Raw genomic sequence first — 16,929 nt, 5'->3', positions numbered from 1 at the left:
GAGGATATCATGACCAGGAAATTGCGCGTCGGCGTCATCGGCGCAGGGATTGCCGCGCGGCATCTGGCCGGCTTCGGCTGGAACAAGGATCTCTTCGAGGTTCCCGTGCTCTGCTCGCTCGACGAGGAGCGCGGCCGGGCGCTGTGCGAAGAATACGGCGTCGTGGAATATACGCAGGATACCGATTCGCTGTTTGCCCGTGACGATCTCGACATCATCGACATTTCGACGCCGCCGAGCTCGCATTTCGAACTCTGCCGCAAGGGCATCGAATCCGGCAAACATGTGATCTGCGAAAAGCCGCTTTTCGGCTCGATCGCCGAGGTCGACGAGATGGGCCGCATCCTCGCCCGTTTCCCCGGAGGCAAGCTGATGCCGATCTTCCAATACCGGTACGGCTCCGGCCTCCAGAAGCTCAAGCTGCTGATCGAGCAGGGCCTCGCCGGCAAGCCATTCCTGACGACGATCGAGACGCATTGGTGGCGCGGCCCGGATTATTACGCCGTGCCGTGGCGCGGCAAATGGGCGACCGAGCTCGGCGGCGGCCTTCTCGGTCACGCGATCCATGCCCATGATATGCTCAATTATGTGCATGGCCCCTGCACCGAGGTGTTTTCCTATGGCGCCACCCTGGTCAACCCGATCCAGGTCGAGGATACGGCTGCGCTTTCGGTGAAGATGCAGAACGGCTCGCTGGCGACGCTGTCGATGACGCTCGGCTCGCGCAAGGAAATATCGCGGCTGCGCTTCTGCTTCAGCGATCTCGTCGCCGAAAGCATCATCGAGCCCTACACGATGGGTCGCGATCCCTGGGTCTTCACCGCGGGAACCGAGGAGCATCAGGCGAAAATCGATGCGGCGCTCTCAGCCTATGTGCCCGGCGAGGACGGTTACACCCGTCAGTTCGAACTCTTCCACAAGGCGATCATCGAAGACAAGGAGCCGCCGGTGACGCTGCAGGATGCCCGCAATTCGCTGGAGCTGGTGACGGCGGCCTATTTCTCGCAGCGCACCGGCCGGCCGACGCCGATGCCGATCGCCGCCGATCACCCGCTCTACCGATCCTGGCTTCCGGAAGACGAACGGCGCTCGGCTGCCGGCTGAATAGGGAAGGGCGCTCCATGCTGAAATCCTTCGAGCATGTCGGCATGACGGTCAGCGACATGGACCGCACGGTTGATTTCTACTGCGGTCTGCTCGGCCTCAGCCTGCATCTGCGCAAGGTCATGGCCGACGGCGGGGAGATCGCCTTTCTCGATGCCGGCGGCGGCATGCTCGAAATCGTCGCGCCGGCGGGCGGTGCGGCAAGGGCTGTCGATGTGCCGGAGGCTACGGCCGGCCTGCGCCATCTGACCTTCCTGTTCGACAGTGTCGATGAGACCTTCGCCCGGCTGGAAAAGGCCGGTGTCGAGATCAAGGAGCGGCCGCGCCTGGCAGTTAACGCCGAGGTTCTGCACAAGGTGGCCTTCCTGCGCGATCCCGACGGCATTCAGATCGAGCTCGCCGAAAAGCGCTAAAGCGCGTCGCATTACACTTGATCCATGTGACGCGCTTCAGCTCTTTGTTTTGATGCATGTCGTTATCCCGGGAACCGCTGCACACCTCCGAGCGACATGCATTAAGCCGTCACCGTTGGCCCGGCCTGCCGATCGCCCTGGTTCGCGCGATCAGCCCCGCCAGGAGAAGCGCAACCAGCTGCTTGAACATCGCCGCCATTTTTCGCTCCTCACGCTCAGCTCGCCAATCTGGCGCTGATATAGCTCCGCCAGCCGCCGAGCGAGGTGATGTCTTCGGCGCCGTTCACCGCATGTGCCTCGCAGAGAAAACCGGAAACACTCGTGCCGTCGTCAAGCACCACCTTTCCGATGCCGAGCGGCGCCGGGATCTTTTGGACAAAGCGCCCGAAGGCATCGGCCGGCAATGCCCAGACCTCAACCTCCAGTCCGGCGCCCTTGTGGCCAGGTTCGCGGATGAGGCCTGGCTTCGGCGGCACCGTATCCGGCAGCACAAAGAGACGGTATTCGCCTGATGTGCTGCAGGTTTTGACCAACCGGGCGCCGACGCCGGTTAATTCGTGATTGAGCGGCATGCCGGTCAGATGCGCGCCGACGACGACGATTTCGACGAAGCCGTCATCGACGGCCGCAACGCGGCTCGCCTCAGGAACTGCCGCCTGCCGGTCGATGCCCATGCCGGCGGCGGCTGCGCGATGCAGCGCATCGGCAAGCGGCGCCAGCGCATCGTCGGTGAAAGCAGGCGCGATCACGGTAATGCCGCCCGGCAAGCCACTCTTTCCGAAGCCGGCCGGAACGGCAATCGCCGCGCAATCGAGCAGGTTGACGAAATTGGTGTAGCGGCCGAGACGACCGTTGAGCACAACGGGATCGGCCAGCATGTCTGCGACCGTATAAGTGGTCGGCGCGGTCGGCAGCAGAAGCACGTCTGCCTTTTCCCATTCGGTCTCGGTTTTTCGGCGCAGTTCTTCCAGCCGATATCGGCCATTGAAGGCATCGACCGCTGATTTGCCCCTGGCGCCCTCGATAATCCCCCGCACCGTCGGGTCGAAATCGGCCGCATTCGTGGCGAGGAAGTCCTCGACCGCCGCCAGGCGTTCGGCGACCCACGGCCCGTCGTAAAGGAGGGTGGCGGCCTCACGGAAAGGTACGTAGTCGAAAGCCACGATGGTCGCGCCGAGCGCTCTGGCCCGCTCGATCGCCTGGTCGTAAAGCGCCTCCACCTCCCTATCGCCGAAGAACTCCCGTTCCGCGCCGGTCAGGACGCCGATGCGCAACCCCGACACCGGCAGCGTCGCCGGCTTGGCTCGACGCGAGAAAGGATCGGCAGCGTCAAACCCCTCGGCAACCTTGCGGATCACAATGCCGTCGCCGACGGTCGGCGCGAAGATCGTGATGCAGTCGACACTCCTGCAGGCCGGAATGGCGCCGGTATTCGGGAGAAGCCCCGGCGTCGGCTTGATGCCGACCAGATTGTTGAAAGCGGCCGGCACGCGGCCGGAGCCCGCCGTATCCGTGCCGAGCGCGAAGGCGGCGAGGCCGGAGGCAACCGTGACCGCCGAGCCCGAGCTCGAGCCGCCGGATATATAGGCCTTATCGAAGACCGAACGTGGCGCCCCATAGGGCGAGCGCGTGCCGTTGAGGCCGGTCGCGAACTGGTCGAGATTGGTTTTGCCGATCACGATGGCGCCGGCTGCCTTCAATCTGGCAACGACGGTGGAATCGACGTCCGGCCGATATTCATAGGCCGGGCATGCGGCGGTCGTCGGCAGGCCGGCGGCATCGATATTGTCTTTCACCGCGAACGGCACGCCCCAGAGCGGCAGGCTGTTTGCCTCAGGCGCGCGCGCCATCAGGGCTTTAGCGGCAGAGCGCAACTCGTCGTCCGGCACCGGGCTAATGAAGATTGCCGGATCTTCCGAGGCGGCGCGGCGGGCAATCACCTCTTCGACGATGTCGAGCGGCGTCAGGCCGGAGCGATAGGCGGCACGGAGGCTTGAGAGGTCGAGAATGGTCGGCAGCATGTTCAGCATTCCTCCAGGACGACAATGATATCGCCGGCTTTGACGTTTCTCCCCGGCCCGGCGCGCAGGTCGCGGACGCGGCCTGCCGCATGGGCGGTGACGTTGATTTCCATTTTCATCGATTCGATGATGGCAAGCGTGTCGCCGGCCGCAACCGGGGCGCCCGGCTCGACCAGCAATTTCCAGATATTGCCGGGCACGGCGCTGGCAACGCCGAAGCATCCGTCTGGAATATCCGCGTCCGGATCCTCGCTCGTGCCTTCATCGGCGACGAAGCTGTCAAGCCCGGCCTCCTTCCAGTGCTGGCGTTCGGCATCGAAGGCCGCCTGCTGCGTCGCCTTGAAGCGGCCGATGGATGCCGCATTCGCCTGCAGCTCCTCATCATAGGTGGCATAGGAGAATTCGGTCTCTTCGATCCTGACAGGATAGCCGCCATGCGGGAAGGCCGCACGCGCCTCCGTCAGCTCCTGATTGCTGACCGGGAAGAAGCGGATCTGGTCGAAGAAGTTCAGGAGCCAGGGCTTGCCTCTGGCAAAGGCCGGCGTTTCCCGCCAGGTGTTCCACACCTGGATGGTGCGGCCGAAGAGCTGATAGCCGCCCGGGCCCTCCATGCCGTAGATGCACATATAGGCCCCGCCGATGCCGACCGCGTTTTCCGGCGTCCAGGTGCGGGCGGGATTGTATTTGGTGGTGACGAGCCGATGGCGCGGGTCGATCGGGGTCGCAACCGGAGCGCCGAGATAGACATCGCCGAGACCCAGAACGAAGTAGCTCGCATCGAAGACGATATCGCGGACGGCCTGTTCGTCGGGAAGACCGTTGATGCGGCGGATGAACTCGATGTTATCGGGGCACCAGGGGGCATTTGGGCGGACGAGTTCCTGATACTTGCGCATGGCAAGCTCCGCATCCGGATCGTTCCACGAGAGCGGCAGATGCACGATCCGGCTCGGCACCTTGACATCCTGTGCCGCCGGCAGCGTCGTCTCGATCTCGGCGAGTAGCCCGAGCAGACGCCGACGCGTCAGCTGCGTGCCGTCATAATGGATCTGCAGCGAGCGGATGCCTGGCGTGAGATCGACGATCCCGGGCAAGCGGGCCTCGGCGACGGCCTGCATCAGCAGATGAACCCGCAGACGGAGCGCGATGTCGAGTGTCATCGGCCCATATTCGACGAGCAGATTGTCGTCGCCCTGGCGGCGATAGACGACCGGGACCGGGCCGTCATTGCTGACGCCGACGATCGGCGAACCCGTCTCTTCCGCGGCCCGTCGCACCGCCGGGCCGGCGACCGGATCTTGCGGCCGGGCCACGGCATGAAAACGGATACGGTCGCCCGGCTTGAACTGCCCCATCTTCCATTGCTCGTCACGCGCAATCACCGCCGGGCAGACGAAACCGCCAAGGCTCGGACCGTCGGGCCCGAGGATGATCGGCATATCGCCGGTGAAATCGATCGCTCCGATCGCATAGGCATTGTCGTGCAGGTTGGACGGGTGAAGCCCCGCCTCGCCACCGTCACGGCGTGCCCAAATCGGGGCGGGGCCGATGAGGCGCACCCCGGTGCGGGCGCTGTTGAAATGCACTTCGTAAGTTGCGGAGAACAGCGTCTCGATATCACCATTCTGAAAGAAATCCGGTGCGCCATGCGGACCGTAGACGACGCCGACATCCCATTCTCGGGACAAGGCCGCCGGCTCGGATGCAGGTTTGGCCGGTTGCACCGGCGCCTGCCGGGCGAAATGCAGCACATGCCCCGTCTTCAGCGTGCCGGTGGCGTTGCCGCCGAATTGGCCAAGGCCGAAAGTCGCCCGCGAACCGAGCACGACGGGCGCGGCAAAACCGCCGGCAGCGGCAAGATAGGCGCGCTGCCCCGGTCCTTCGATCGCACCGACCGACAGCACCTGACCGGCCTGGATCAGGACCGGCTCGTCGTGGGGAAGCCTGATCCCATCGCATGTCATCGCCATCCGCGCCCCGGCAAGGGCGATCGTCTGGTCGGCATAAAATCGCAGCGTCGGACCGGAAACCGTCAGTTCCAGCGCGGCCGTCTCATCGGCATTACCGACCAGCCGGTTGGCATGGCGGAAGGAGCGCTCGTCCATCGGCCCGCTCGGCGGCACGCCGACATGCCACAGGCCGAGCCGGCCCGGCAGCTCCTGAATGCTCGATTGCGCGCCGGGTGCGATAACCTCGACGATATCGGGAACGAAGGCGAAGTCGCGCAGCGCCGTCGTCGCCACCTTGCCGCCGGCAAGCAGTTCGGAAGCGGCGATCGCCCTGAGATAATCGAGATTGGTTTCGATGCCTGAAATCGCTGTCGCGGCAAGCGCTGCCTTCAGCTTCTCGATCGCCGCCGGCCGGTCCTCCGCCGCCACGATCAGCTTGGCAATCATCGGGTCGTAGAAGGGCGTCACCTCGGTTCCCGTCTCGATCCAGCCGTCAATACGGGCATCGCCGGGAAAGACGACCTCGGTCAGCAGGCCGGCGCTCGGGCGGAAATCGGCATGCGGCATCTCGGCATAGATGCGCATTTCGATCGCCGCACCTGTAGGCGTCAGGTCGCTCGCGCCCGACAGCACGTCCTCGCCCGCCGCCTGCCGGATCATCCACTCGACGAGATCGATGCCGAAGACGGCTTCGGTGACGGGATGCTCGACCTGGAGGCGGGTATTGACCTCGAGGAAATAGGATTCCTCGCGCTGGGGATCATAGATGAATTCGACGGTGCCGGCCGATTCATAGGAGACCGAAGCTCCCAAATCGACCGCCGCCTTGTGCAGCCGTGCCCGTGTTTCCGCCGACAGGCCAGGGGCAGGCGTTTCCTCGACCACCTTCTGGTTTCGCCTCTGCAGCGAGCAGTCGCGCTCTCCGAGCGCGATCACTCTGCCCTTGCCGTCGCCGAAGATCTGCACCTCGACATGGCGGGCTTCGGCAACGAAACGCTCGATGTAGACACGCGCATCGCCGAAGCTGGCTCGCGCCGTCCGCTGCACGCTTTCGAAAGAGGCCTTGAGACCGGCCGCGTCGGCACAGAGCTGCATGCCGATACCACCGCCGCCCGCCGTGCTTTTCAGCATGACGGGATAACCGACGGTCTCGGCGGCCAGGAGCGCCTCTTCGACGCTTCGCAGCAGATCGGTGCCCGGCAGCAGCGGCACGCCGCTCGCTTTTGCCAATTCACGCGCAGTATGCTTCAGGCCGAAAGCCGACAGATGCTCCGGCCGCGGACCGATGAAGGCGATGCCTTCCGCGGCGAGCCGCTCGGCAAAGCCGATATTTTCCGAGAGGAAGCCGTAGCCCGGATGCACGGCCTCGGCACCGGTCGCCTTGCAGGCGGCGATGACGGCATCGACGTTGAGATAGCTTTCTCCAGCGGGCGCCGGGCCGAGGCGCACGGCCTCGTCGGCGAGCAGCGCCGGCTTCGAGAAGCGATCGGCATCGGAATAGACGGCAACCGAGGCGATGCCCATCCTCCTCAATGTCCGGATCACCCGGACGGCGATTTCGCCGCGATTGGCGATGAGAACCTTGGCGAACATCGATCAGTCCTCGCCGTCCCAGATCAGCACCCGGATCGGTGTCGGATCGAAGCCGTTGCAGGGATTGTTGACCTGCGGGCAGTTGGAGATGACGCAGAGCACGTCCATTTCAGCCGTCAGTTCGACATAGTCGCCGGGCGCGGAAATGCCGTCGACGATGGTCATCTCGCCATTCGGCTTGATCGGGACATTCATGAAGAAATTGATGTTCGGCACGATGTCGCGCTTGCTCATGCCGTGCCTAGTCACCTCGAGCACGAAATTGTCGCGGCAGGCATGCAGGTATTTCGTGCCGTGGCCGAAGCGCACCGTGTTGCTTTCGCACGAGCAGGCGCCGGCGGAGGTATCATGGCGGCCGCAGCTGTCGGCCGTCATGACAAGCATGACGTTGCCCTCGTTCGAAATGATCTTCGTGCCGACGCCGATATAGGCGCCACCCTGCGCCCGCATCGTGTCCTGGTTGGAATAGCGCTCGGCAAAATCATCGGCGCGATAAAACAGCGTGTCGATCGCCTGCTGGCCGTAGCTGTCTTCGATGCGGATCGTCTGCCCCTTGCGCACGATGCCGGACCACGGCGCTTCGGCCGGGATGAAATGATCCTGCACGGCGTTTTCGAGGCTGCGTGAAGCTGAAGTCTTGATGAAATCGGTCATCGTCATCCCTCCTCAGGCCAGCATCGCGGCGTTGTTCTCGAAGCCGCGAAGGGCTTCGGCGGTCGCCGTGCGCGCGAGATCGTCGACGGCGGGTGCGGCTGCGCGAAAGCGCGTCACGATGATCGGCTTCGGCGCATAGACCGGATCTGGATCGAGCGGATGCGGGCAATTGGAAAAGCCGACGATCATGTCCATTTCGGCGCGCAGTTCGGCGTAATCGCCGCTGTTGGAAAGCTTGCCGCGCCAGTGGAAGCCACCATCATCGTCGACGCGGACAGGAGCGAAGAGATTGAGGATCGCCGGGATATCACGCCTGGTGAGACCGAGCTTGCCGGCGACGAGCACGAGATTGTCGCGGGTGTTGCGGGTTTTGACGCCAGGATATTTTACGGCGTTCGAGGCCGCTGTCGAGCCGCCCATCAGGCAGTCATGAGCACCGGGACTGTCCTCGATCAGCGAAAACATCACGCGGCCCATATCCGAGAAGATGACGCGTCCCTTGCCGAGGGCGGTCGTCCACTGAACCTTGACCGTATCGACGAGATTGAGCCGCTCGCTCGTGTCAGCGGCGTTCCAGGCGACGAGCGCCACGGTCGATCCGCCGTCGCCCTGATCGATGCGGAGCGCCTCGCCGCGCTTCAGCGCGGTCGACCAGTACCAGCCGCCTGGGATGGTTTCCTGGTGGATGATCGCCGCGGCATCGATGGCGGGAGCGGGCAGGGGGCTCGGCGCCGGCAGAGCCTTCGGCGCGAATTCCAGCCCCTTCTTCTGATCTTCCTCGTAACGCTGCCGGTTGGCTGATATTTCTTCGGGCGAACGCCTGACATGCATCATGGTTTTTCTCCTGACGGACTGGAAGCCGGGTCGTCCCGACGATGGCCCAGAGAAATGACCGGGCCGTCCCGGTCGGGGCTGAAGATGGACGGCGCACCGGCAAGCCGGGGCGGCCAGATGGAAATGTCCTTGGTGATGGTCGCGCCGTAGCGCTCCTTCTCCTCCGGGCGGTCACGCCGGCGCTCGAAGGCGACGACCCGCGTCGCCAGCGTGAAGGCCTCGCGCATGTCGTGCGTCACCATGACGACGGTCATCTGCGTTTCGTGCCAGAGCCGTTTCATCAAGGTATGGATTTCGGCGCGAATGCCGGGGTCGAGCGCCCCGAATGGCTCGTCGAGCAACAGCACTTTCGGCTTCATGATGAGCGCCTGCGCCAGCGCCAGGCGCTGCTGCATGCCACCGGAAAGCTGTGCCGGGTATTTATCCTCGGCGCCGGCAAGGCCGACTTCGCCGATCAACCGCCGCGCCTCGTCGACCGCGCTGCGGCGGGTAGCGCCGAAAAGCTTTGCCTTGTAGCGCGCCGCGGAAAATTCGCGGCCGAGCAGCACATTGCCGAGCACGGTCAGATGCGGGAAGACGGAGTAGCGTTGGAAAACGACGCCGCGATCCGGCCCTGGCTCGAGCGGCAACGGTTCACCGTCAAGCCGTATAGTGCCCCGCGTCGGTCGCTCCTGGCCAAGCAGCATGCGCAGGAAGGTCGTCTTGCCGCAGCCGGACGGGCCGACAAGGGCGACGAAGGCGCGCGAGGCGACGGTCAGCGACACGTTCTCAAGCACGATCTGGTCGCCATATTCCTTCCAGACCCTTTCGATCACCAACTCGCTCATGCCTGCTTCTCCAGCTCCGACCAGGGGAAGAGAGCGATGCGGATGCGATCGAGAATGTAATTCATGACCACAGCGAGCAGGGTGATCCAGACGACATAGGGAAAGATCACGTCCATGGAGAGGTAGCGGCGCACGAGGAAGATGCGGTAACCGAGGCCGGAATCCGACGAGATCGCCTCTGCCGCGATCAGGAACAGCCAGGCAGGGCCGAGCTGAAGCCGGAGACAGGTGATCAGCCGCGGCAGGATCTGCGGCAACACGACGCGAAGGCCGATCTGCCACGAGGAGCCGCCGAGTGTTTCAGCCTTGACGATCTGTTCGCGCGGCAGTTCCAGCGCCTTCAGCGCGAGGTCTCGGATCATCGTCGGCGCAACGCCGATGGCGATTAGCGCGATCTTGGAGGCTTCCCCAAGCCCCATGGCGATGAAGAGAATCGGCAGCAGCGCCAGCGGCGGCACCATCGAGATAACGGCGACGAATGGGGAGAGCAGCGCCCGGAGGTACGGCAGCATGCCGATCAGCATGCCGATGACGAGGGCGGTGACGGTGGAAATGCCGAGGCCGGCAAACAGCCGCACCAGGCTCGCCGCCGTATCGGACCACAGCAGGTATTCGCCGGTGCGCGGATCGGCGACGAAGACCAGGCGATTGATCGCATCGGCGAAATCTGCGAAGCCCGGCAGCAGCTTGTCATTGGCGTTTTCCGCCAGTCGCGCCGCCGAGCCGAAAACATAGGCGACGATCAGCAGCACGAAGGGCAGCAGCGTCAAAGCAAGCTGCGCACCCCGGCTCGGCCTCGTGTTGATCCAACGCATGAGAGAAGCTCCGCTGATGAAAGATGGCGGCGTGGGCAACCCACGCCGCTCTCGAAGATTGCTCAGAGCGAAGCGTCGGCGGCCGCCTTCATGTAGGTCTCGGTAAAGCGCAGCTTGACGTTGCCGCTGTCGCCGAGAACCTTGCCATCCGGCATTTCGATGCCGATCACATCAGCGGACGGCGCGCCGCTGCCGAGCAGACCCTTTTCGAACAGGAAGGTGCGGACGAGATCCATCGTCTTCGGCAGGCTGCCCGACGCGGTAAAGGCAACCGCATCGGCCGGCTTGGCAAACAGCTTGGTGGCGGCAAGCTGGGATTCGAAGCCCTTGAGATCCGTGCCCGACGCCTGGCCCATCGCCTCGCGCGCGGCCTTGCCGTCGGCGCTGTCTGATGTCAGCAGCGCTGCCGTCTCATACCAGATGCCTGCAAGCGCCTTGCCGAAATTCGGGTTGTCCTTCAGCACGCCGGTGTTGGCGACCATCAGGTCGATGATCTCGCCCGGCACCTGCGAACTGTCGAAGACCTTCTTGGCCGTGGGGTCCTCGAGGATGGTCGAGACCAGCGGATTCCAGGTGACGACAGCGGTCACGTCAGCCGTCTTGTAGGCGGCGACCATGTCGGCATCGGAGGTGTTGACCACTTTGACGTCGCGCTCGGTCATCTTGATGCTTTCGAGCGCGCGGGCCAGCAGATAGTGCGAGACGGAGAATTCGACGAGATTGACGTTCTGGCCCTTGATGTCGGCAAGGCTCGCCTTGTCTTTCAGGATGACCGCGTCATTGCCGTTCGAGAAGTCGCCGACGATCACGGCCGTCGTGTCGACACCGCCGGCTGCCGGGATTGAGAGGCCGTCCATATTGGTGAGCGTCACGGCGTCGAATGCGCCGGCCGTATACTGGTTCATCGATTCGACGTAGTCGTTGAATTGGGTGACCTCGATCTTGATGCCGTATTTGTCAGCCCATTTCTTGACGATGCCGTGATCGGCGGCATAGCCCCAGGGCATCCAGCCGACATAAATCGACCAGGCAACCTTGAAATCGGTCTTCTGTTCGGCGTTCGCGATGGAGCCGAGGCCCAGCGCCAGGGATGCCGTCAGTGCGGTGATGGAAAGAAGCTTCGAAAAAGTCTGCATTGAAATTCCCCTTTTGCTTTTCATCAAAAGGGATCGGCAATGACCATCGTGCCGCCAATCCCTTGGCTTACGAGGTCTCCCGGGTTTTTATCCCGCCGTGCACCCGGCAGGATGTCTCCCCTGCCGGTGGCAGCTCTCGGACCAGTCACGCCTTGCGACGCCGGAACCCTAGCCACCAACTCTGCAAATATCGAAGCAAGCGGCGTGCCAGGTTCCAAATCGTTGATTTCACTGGAGGCATCATGGCGCCGCCCGTGGCGACATCGCATGGTGCATGCACTTGCGCAAAAAATGTGCGCAGCCTGCCGTCACCATAGGCTGGTTTTTTGCTCGGAAGAAAGAGGCGGGGGCGCAGCGAATCTGAAAGGTTGCGGCACTTCAGTTCTGGAAGGCGCCGGCGGGCACCGTCGTCACCAGCCGGATATCCCGGCGGAAGTCCGATGGCGACATGCCGGCGATATGGCGGAACGATTTGTTGAAGGCGCTGATCGAGCCGAAGCCGCTGTCCATCGCCACCTGCAACACATTGGCGCCCTCGCTCATCAGCATCGCCTGGGCGCGCGATAGCCTGAGCAGCGTCACATATTTGCTGATCGTCATGCCGGTCGATCGCTTGAACAGATTCATTGCATATTTCGGGTGCAGATCGGCGGCGCGGGCGATGTCGACCGAATCGATGTCCTGCAGGAAATTGGCGGCGATGAAATCGCACATGCGCGCGACGCTGCGCGAGGAATTCGGATGCGGCTGGTCGCCTTCCAGGCTCGCGACCGTCTTCGATGTCGTCATCGAATAGGGTTCGAGCGCAATGCGCTCGATGCGCAGTAGCAATTCATCAACGGCATGCTGGGCCTTGGCCGAATCGCCCGACTTGGAATAGCGGAACCAGCGCGTGAAGTTTTCGTTGTCGGCAGCATCGGTTGCTGAAGTCAGCAGCGTCTCGCCCTTCATCAGCCGGCTGGAAATGCTGATCGGCAGACGCAGCCGGAAGAAATAGATGAGCGGCAAATGGGCGCCGGCATAGAGCGAATCATCAGAGGATTCGTCCATTTGATGCGGCTGCCCACCCCAGAAGAGGCACATTTCGCCGGCGTTCAGTCGGAATTCGTGGTCGCTCATCCGGTAATGAACAGTGCCCCGCATCACGTAATTGACCTCGACCTGCGCATGCCAGTGCGGCATGGCCATGACGAGCGGATGGGCATGAAACATCTGCAGCGTCGTCGGCGAACCCTCAATGCTGCTGGCGCCGGGCCGGTAGATTGCTCGCGTGCCGATCTTACTTTCCGCCAAATCCATGTTCCCTTTTTAGGAGACAGCCGCTCCTTTGCGGATAGTCTAACCGCGTTCGTGAAAGATCGGCAATTGAAAAGGGAGGATTTTCAATGCGCTTCAAACTTCTCGCTGCAACAGCAGCTGCCGCACTGCTTGCTTCCGGCTCTGCCTTTGCAGAACCGGCCAATCTCACCATCTGGAGCTGGAATGTCGCCGCATCGGCGTTGAAGTCCACGCTTCCAGGCTTCAACAAACAGTTTCCCGATATCAAGGTGACCGTCGAGGACCTTGGAAACAGCCAGGTCTTCGACAAGACGCTTGCCGCCTGCGCTGCCGGCGGCGACGGCCTGCCCGATATCGTCAGCATCGAGAATTTCGAAGCTGAAATCTTCTGGAGCCGCTTCCCGGATTGTTTCGCCAATCTGAAGGAGCTCGGCTACACCGCCGATATCCAGGCAAAATTCCCCGACTTCAAGCGCACCGAGCTTGAGGTTGGCGATGTCGCCTATGCCATGCCGTGGGATTCCGGCCCTGTCGCCGTCTTCTATCGCCGCGACCTCTACGAAAAGGCCGGCGTCGATCCGAGCACGATCAGCACGTGGGACGATTTCATCGCCGCCGGCAAGAAGATCTCCGCCGCCAATCCCGGCACCGTCATGGCCCAGGCAGACTTCAACGGCGACAGCGAATGGTTCCGCATGATCGCCAACGAACAGGGCTGCGGCTATTTCTCGACCGACGGCCAGAACATCACCATCAACCAGCCGGCCTGCGTCGCCTCGCTGCAAAAGGTGAAGGAGATGAAGGATGCCGGCACGCTGACGGCGGCCAACTGGGACGAAAAGATCCAGGCCAATACCGCCGGCAAGGCGGCGAGCCAGCTCTATGGCGGCTGGTATGAGGGCACCGTGCGCTCGACCTCACCCGATCTCAAGGGCAAGTGGGGCGTCTACAAGATGCCGAGCCTGACGGCCGATGGCCCGCATGCGGCCAATCTCGGTGGTTCGTCGCTCGCAATTTCCGCAACCTCCGCCAACAAGGAAGCTGCCTGGAAATTCGTCAACTACGCCCTCGGCACCAATGAGGGTCAGGTGACCATGCTGAAGGAGTTCGGCCTGGTTCCGTCGCTGCTTTCGGCAGAGAAGGATCCCTTCGTCAACGAGCCGCAGCCCTATTGGGGCGGCCAGAAAGTCTGGGCCGATATCCTGGCGACGCTGCCGAAGATCGTACCGAGCCGCGGCACTGCCTTCCAGAGCGATGCCGAAGCCATCTTCAAGGCAACGCAGACGAAGTTCTTCGCCGGCGGTTATCCCGACGCCAAGGCTGCTCTCGACGACGCCGCCAAGCAGATCGCTTCGGCGACCGGCCTCCCGGTCGCGCAATGAATGACGATGCCGGGCGCTTCAGGCGCCCGGCTTTCCGTTCATTGTGAGGAGAAGGCCCGATGCCGTTCAGAACCCGGAGCGCCTATGCGTTCCTCGCCCCTTATCTGCTGGTCTTTGCCGCCTTCTGGGTCTGGCCGATCATCGATTCATTCCTGATTTCCTTTCAGAACACCCGCATCAATCCGTGGAAATACAGTTTCCAGGCGAATTGGGGCCGGCTCTTCTACGACCCGGCATTCTATAACGCCCTTTACAACACGCTGATCATCCTGGTGATCCAGGTGCCCGTCATGATCGCGCTTGCGACCGTCATGGCGGTGCTGCTCAATTCGCCGCTCCTGAAAGCGCGCCCGCTCTTCCGCTTCGCCTTCTTTGCGCCCGTCGTCGTCGGCGAGGTCGCCTATGCCGCCGTATTCCGGCTGATGTTCAGCCTCGATTTCGGCATCATCAACAAGCTGATCTCCGCTACCGGCCTCAGCCCGATATCGTGGTTCGACAATGCCAATGCCGCCATGGCGCTGATCATCCTCGCCGTCACATGGCGCTGGGCCGGCTATAACGCCATCATCATCCTTGCCGGCCTGCAGTCGATTCCCGACGATGTCTACGAGGCGGCGACACTCGACCGGGTGAGCAAGGTCCAGCAGTTCTTTCATATCACCCTGCCGCTTCTGAAACCGATCATCCTCTTCTGTGTCGTGCTGTCGGTGATCGGCACCATGCAGCTCTTCACCGAGCCCTTCCTCATCACCAATCGCGGCGGTCCGGGCGGCGGCACGGAAACGCTCGGCCTCTTCCTTTACCGCCAGGGCTTCACCTCGCTGAACTTCGGCTATGCCTCGGCAATTGCCTATACGATGGCGGCCATTGCCGTGGTCATCTCGCTTCTCAATCTCTGGGTCGGGAGGGATCCCAAATGAAATCCAAATCGCAATCCCTCCTCATGCGCCAGATCGCCCTGCACGCCGTGCTCGCGCCGCTGGCGCTGATCTGGCTGTTTCCGCTGTGGATGATGTTCGTCTTCTCCACGATGCCCGACAACGGCATCTTCAGCCCCGACATCGTGCTCTGGCCGTCGACCAACTTCGTCGCGAATTTCAAGAACCTGCAGGCCGATACCGATTTCATCGGCGCAATGACGATCTCCATCGGCGTCGCGCTCATCTATACTTTCCTGTCGGTACTGCTGACCTCGATGGCGGGCTGGGCGCTGGCGCGTTACCGTTTCGTCGGCCGCTCCGTCGTCATCGCCATCATCCTCGGCACGATCACGCTGCCTTTCTCGGTGGTCGTCATCCCGCAATTCATCATGGTGGCGCGCGAGTTCAGGCTCGCCAACACCTGGGTGGCGCTGATCGTGCCGCCGCTCTTCAATTCGCTCGGCGTGCTGTTCATGCGGCAATCCTTCTCGATGATGCCGGGTGAACTCTTTGATGCGGCCCGTGTCGAAGGCGTCAAGGAATGGCAGATCTTCCTGCGCATCGCCCTGCCGCTGGCGCGGCCGACCATGGCGGCGCTGGCTATCATTCTCTTCCTTCATTCGTGGAATAACTACCTCTGGCCGCTGCTGATCAATTCCAAACCGGGAATGATGACGGCGCCGGTGGCATTGGGCACGCTGATCGGCCTCACCAAGGTCTCATGGGGCGGCATCATGGCAGGCGCGGTGCTGCTGACGGCGCCGATCCTCGTCGTCTTCGTGGCTCTCCAGCGCCATTTCATCGCCGGCATCGCGGCCGGCGCAATCAAATAATCGGGGAGGCCGCATGGCAGAGCTTTCACTCACCAACATCATCAAGCGTTTCGGCGGCTTCGAGATCATCCACGGCGCCAATCTGGAGGTGAAGGACGGCGAATTCGTCGTCTTCGTCGGTCCTTCCGGCTGCGGCAAGTCCACGCTGCTCAGGATGATCGCCGGTCTCGAGGACATCACCTCAGGCGAGCTTCGGATCGGCGGCAGGGTCGTCAACGACGTCGAGCCGGCCGACCGCGGCATCGCCATGGTCTTCCAGTCCTATGCACTCTATCCGCATCTGACCGTCGAAGAGAATCTGAGCTTCGGCCTGCGCATGAACGGCAATCCAAAGGCCGATACCGAGCGGCGTGTGCGTCATGTCGCCGAGATCCTGCAGATCACCGAGCTGATGAAGCGGCGGCCGAAGCAGCTTTCTGGCGGTCAGCGCCAGCGCGTCGCGATCGGCCGCGCCATCGTGCGCGAACCTGAGGTCTTCCTGTTCGACGAGCCCTTGTCGAACCTCGATGCCGAACTGCGCGTGCAGATGCGCGTCGAAATCTCCAGGCTGCATAAACAGCTCGGCACGACGATGATCTACGTCACCCACGACCAGACGGAAGCGATGACGCTTGCCGACAGGATCGTCGTGCTGCGCGCCGGCAATATCGAGCAGATCGGCGCGCCGCTCGACCTTTACGACGACCCGGCCAACCAGTTCGTCGCCGGCTTTGTCGGCTCGCCAAAGATGAATTTCCTCAAGGCCGTGGTGGTCGAGGCCCAGCCGGGCAGGGCGGTGATCGCGCTGGAAAGCGATGCCAATACGCGCCTGCCGCTGCCCATTGCCGATCCCGTCGAAGCCGGCGCGAAGGTGACGCTCGGCATCCGTCCCGAACATTTCGTCGATGCAGGTGCTGGCGATGCCGATCTCACCGTCGCCATCGACGTTGCCGAGCATCTCGGCAACACCAGCTACATCTATGCCGCCATTGGCAGCGAGCAGCTGATCATCGAGCGGCCGGAATCGCGCACAACAGGCAATCGCGAGACGCTGACCGTCGGCCTTCCCGCCCGCCACACATTCCTTTTCGACGGCGCCGGCAAACGGCTTCGCTAGAACAGGATGATTTTAGGTCGACCCGGCCTAAAATCTGAATCCTGTTCTAAATTAAATAGTTAGAGCATGATGTC

14 protein-coding genes and 1 riboswitch are annotated in these 16,929 nt (G+C 62.8%); of the genes, 6 read left to right on the top strand and 8 right to left on the bottom strand.

Annotation, left to right across the window (positions count from 1 at the left end; all coding sequences use genetic code 11):
- Positions 1-9 precede the first annotated feature (9 nt).
- Positions 10-1,104, top strand: coding sequence for a Gfo/Idh/MocA family oxidoreductase (locus RHEC894_RS22595; RefSeq protein ID WP_085739244.1), 1,095 nt, complete (start codon positions 10-12; stop codon positions 1,102-1,104).
- A 17-nt stretch (positions 1,105-1,121) separates the two neighbouring features.
- Positions 1,122-1,517 (top strand): VOC family protein, encoded by a 396-nt coding sequence (locus RHEC894_RS22590; protein WP_085739243.1) that lies wholly within the window; start codon positions 1,122-1,124, stop codon positions 1,515-1,517.
- Between the two features lie 215 nt (positions 1,518-1,732).
- On the opposite strand, the gene atzF is transcribed toward RHEC894_RS22590, so the two are convergent.
- The 8 genes from atzF to RHEC894_RS22550 all read right to left on the bottom strand — a co-directional run bounded on the left by atzF (position 1,733) and on the right by RHEC894_RS22550 (position 12,645).
- On the bottom strand, positions 1,733-3,538 hold the full coding sequence (atzF, locus tag RHEC894_RS22585) for an allophanate hydrolase (protein WP_085739269.1): 1,806 nt from the start codon (positions 3,536-3,538) through the stop codon (positions 1,733-1,735).
- Positions 3,539-3,540: 2 nt separating this feature from the next.
- Positions 3,541-7,080: an urea carboxylase gene (uca, locus tag RHEC894_RS22580; RefSeq protein ID WP_085739242.1), complete on the bottom strand. Its 3,540-nt coding sequence runs from the start codon at positions 7,078-7,080 to the stop codon at positions 3,541-3,543.
- 3 nt (positions 7,081-7,083) lie between these two features.
- Positions 7,084-7,734 (bottom strand): urea amidolyase associated protein UAAP2, encoded by a 651-nt coding sequence (locus RHEC894_RS22575; RefSeq protein ID WP_085739268.1) that lies wholly within the window; start codon positions 7,732-7,734, stop codon positions 7,084-7,086.
- A gap of 12 nt (positions 7,735-7,746) precedes the next feature.
- Positions 7,747-8,568, bottom strand: a complete 822-nt coding sequence (locus RHEC894_RS22570; RefSeq protein WP_085739241.1) for an urea amidolyase associated protein UAAP1 — start codon at positions 8,566-8,568, stop codon at positions 7,747-7,749.
- Positions 8,565-9,395 carry an ABC transporter ATP-binding protein gene (locus RHEC894_RS22565; protein ID WP_085739240.1) on the bottom strand — a complete coding sequence of 277 codons (831 nt, stop codon included), beginning with the start codon at positions 9,393-9,395 and terminating at the stop codon, positions 8,565-8,567. Before RHEC894_RS22565 ends, RHEC894_RS22570 begins: the two co-directional genes overlap by 4 nt.
- Positions 9,392-10,210, bottom strand: coding sequence for an ABC transporter permease (locus RHEC894_RS22560; RefSeq protein ID WP_085739239.1), 819 nt, complete (start codon positions 10,208-10,210; stop codon positions 9,392-9,394). The genes RHEC894_RS22565 and RHEC894_RS22560 overlap by 4 nt, the downstream gene beginning before the upstream one ends.
- Before the next feature lie 62 nt (positions 10,211-10,272).
- Positions 10,273-11,346, bottom strand: coding sequence for a putative urea ABC transporter substrate-binding protein (locus RHEC894_RS22555; protein WP_085739238.1), 1,074 nt, complete (start codon positions 11,344-11,346; stop codon positions 10,273-10,275).
- Between the two features lie 74 nt (positions 11,347-11,420).
- Positions 11,421-11,529, bottom strand: a riboswitch (guanidine-I (ykkC/yxkD leader).
- A 195-nt stretch (positions 11,530-11,724) separates the two neighbouring features.
- Positions 11,725-12,645: a helix-turn-helix domain-containing protein gene (locus RHEC894_RS22550; RefSeq protein WP_085739237.1), complete on the bottom strand. Its 921-nt coding sequence runs from the start codon at positions 12,643-12,645 to the stop codon at positions 11,725-11,727.
- Between the two features lie 86 nt (positions 12,646-12,731).
- On the opposite strand from RHEC894_RS22550, the gene RHEC894_RS22545 reads away from it, so the two are divergent.
- From RHEC894_RS22545 to ugpC, 4 genes are read left to right on the top strand one after another with little or no spacing between them, the layout of a single operon-like run.
- A complete protein-coding gene (locus tag RHEC894_RS22545) occupies positions 12,732-14,006 on the top strand; it encodes an extracellular solute-binding protein (protein WP_085739236.1) in 1,275 nt (424 codons plus the stop codon).
- A 59-nt stretch (positions 14,007-14,065) separates the two neighbouring features.
- A complete protein-coding gene (locus RHEC894_RS22540) occupies positions 14,066-14,926 on the top strand; it encodes a sugar ABC transporter permease (RefSeq protein WP_085739235.1) in 861 nt (286 codons plus the stop codon).
- On the top strand, positions 14,923-15,759 hold the full coding sequence (locus RHEC894_RS22535) for a carbohydrate ABC transporter permease (protein ID WP_085739234.1): 837 nt from the start codon (positions 14,923-14,925) through the stop codon (positions 15,757-15,759). The genes RHEC894_RS22540 and RHEC894_RS22535 overlap by 4 nt, the downstream gene beginning before the upstream one ends.
- Before the next feature lie 13 nt (positions 15,760-15,772).
- Positions 15,773-16,855, top strand: coding sequence for a sn-glycerol-3-phosphate ABC transporter ATP-binding protein UgpC (gene ugpC, locus RHEC894_RS22530; RefSeq protein WP_085739233.1), 1,083 nt, complete (start codon positions 15,773-15,775; stop codon positions 16,853-16,855).
- Positions 16,856-16,929 lie beyond the last annotated feature (74 nt).

The organism is Rhizobium sp. CIAT894, assembly GCF_000172795.2.
Taxonomy (GTDB): Bacteria; Pseudomonadota; Alphaproteobacteria; order Rhizobiales; family Rhizobiaceae; genus Rhizobium.
Note: the sequence above shows the minus strand (reverse complement) of the source record. Positions and strands in the feature narration are given on the sequence as shown.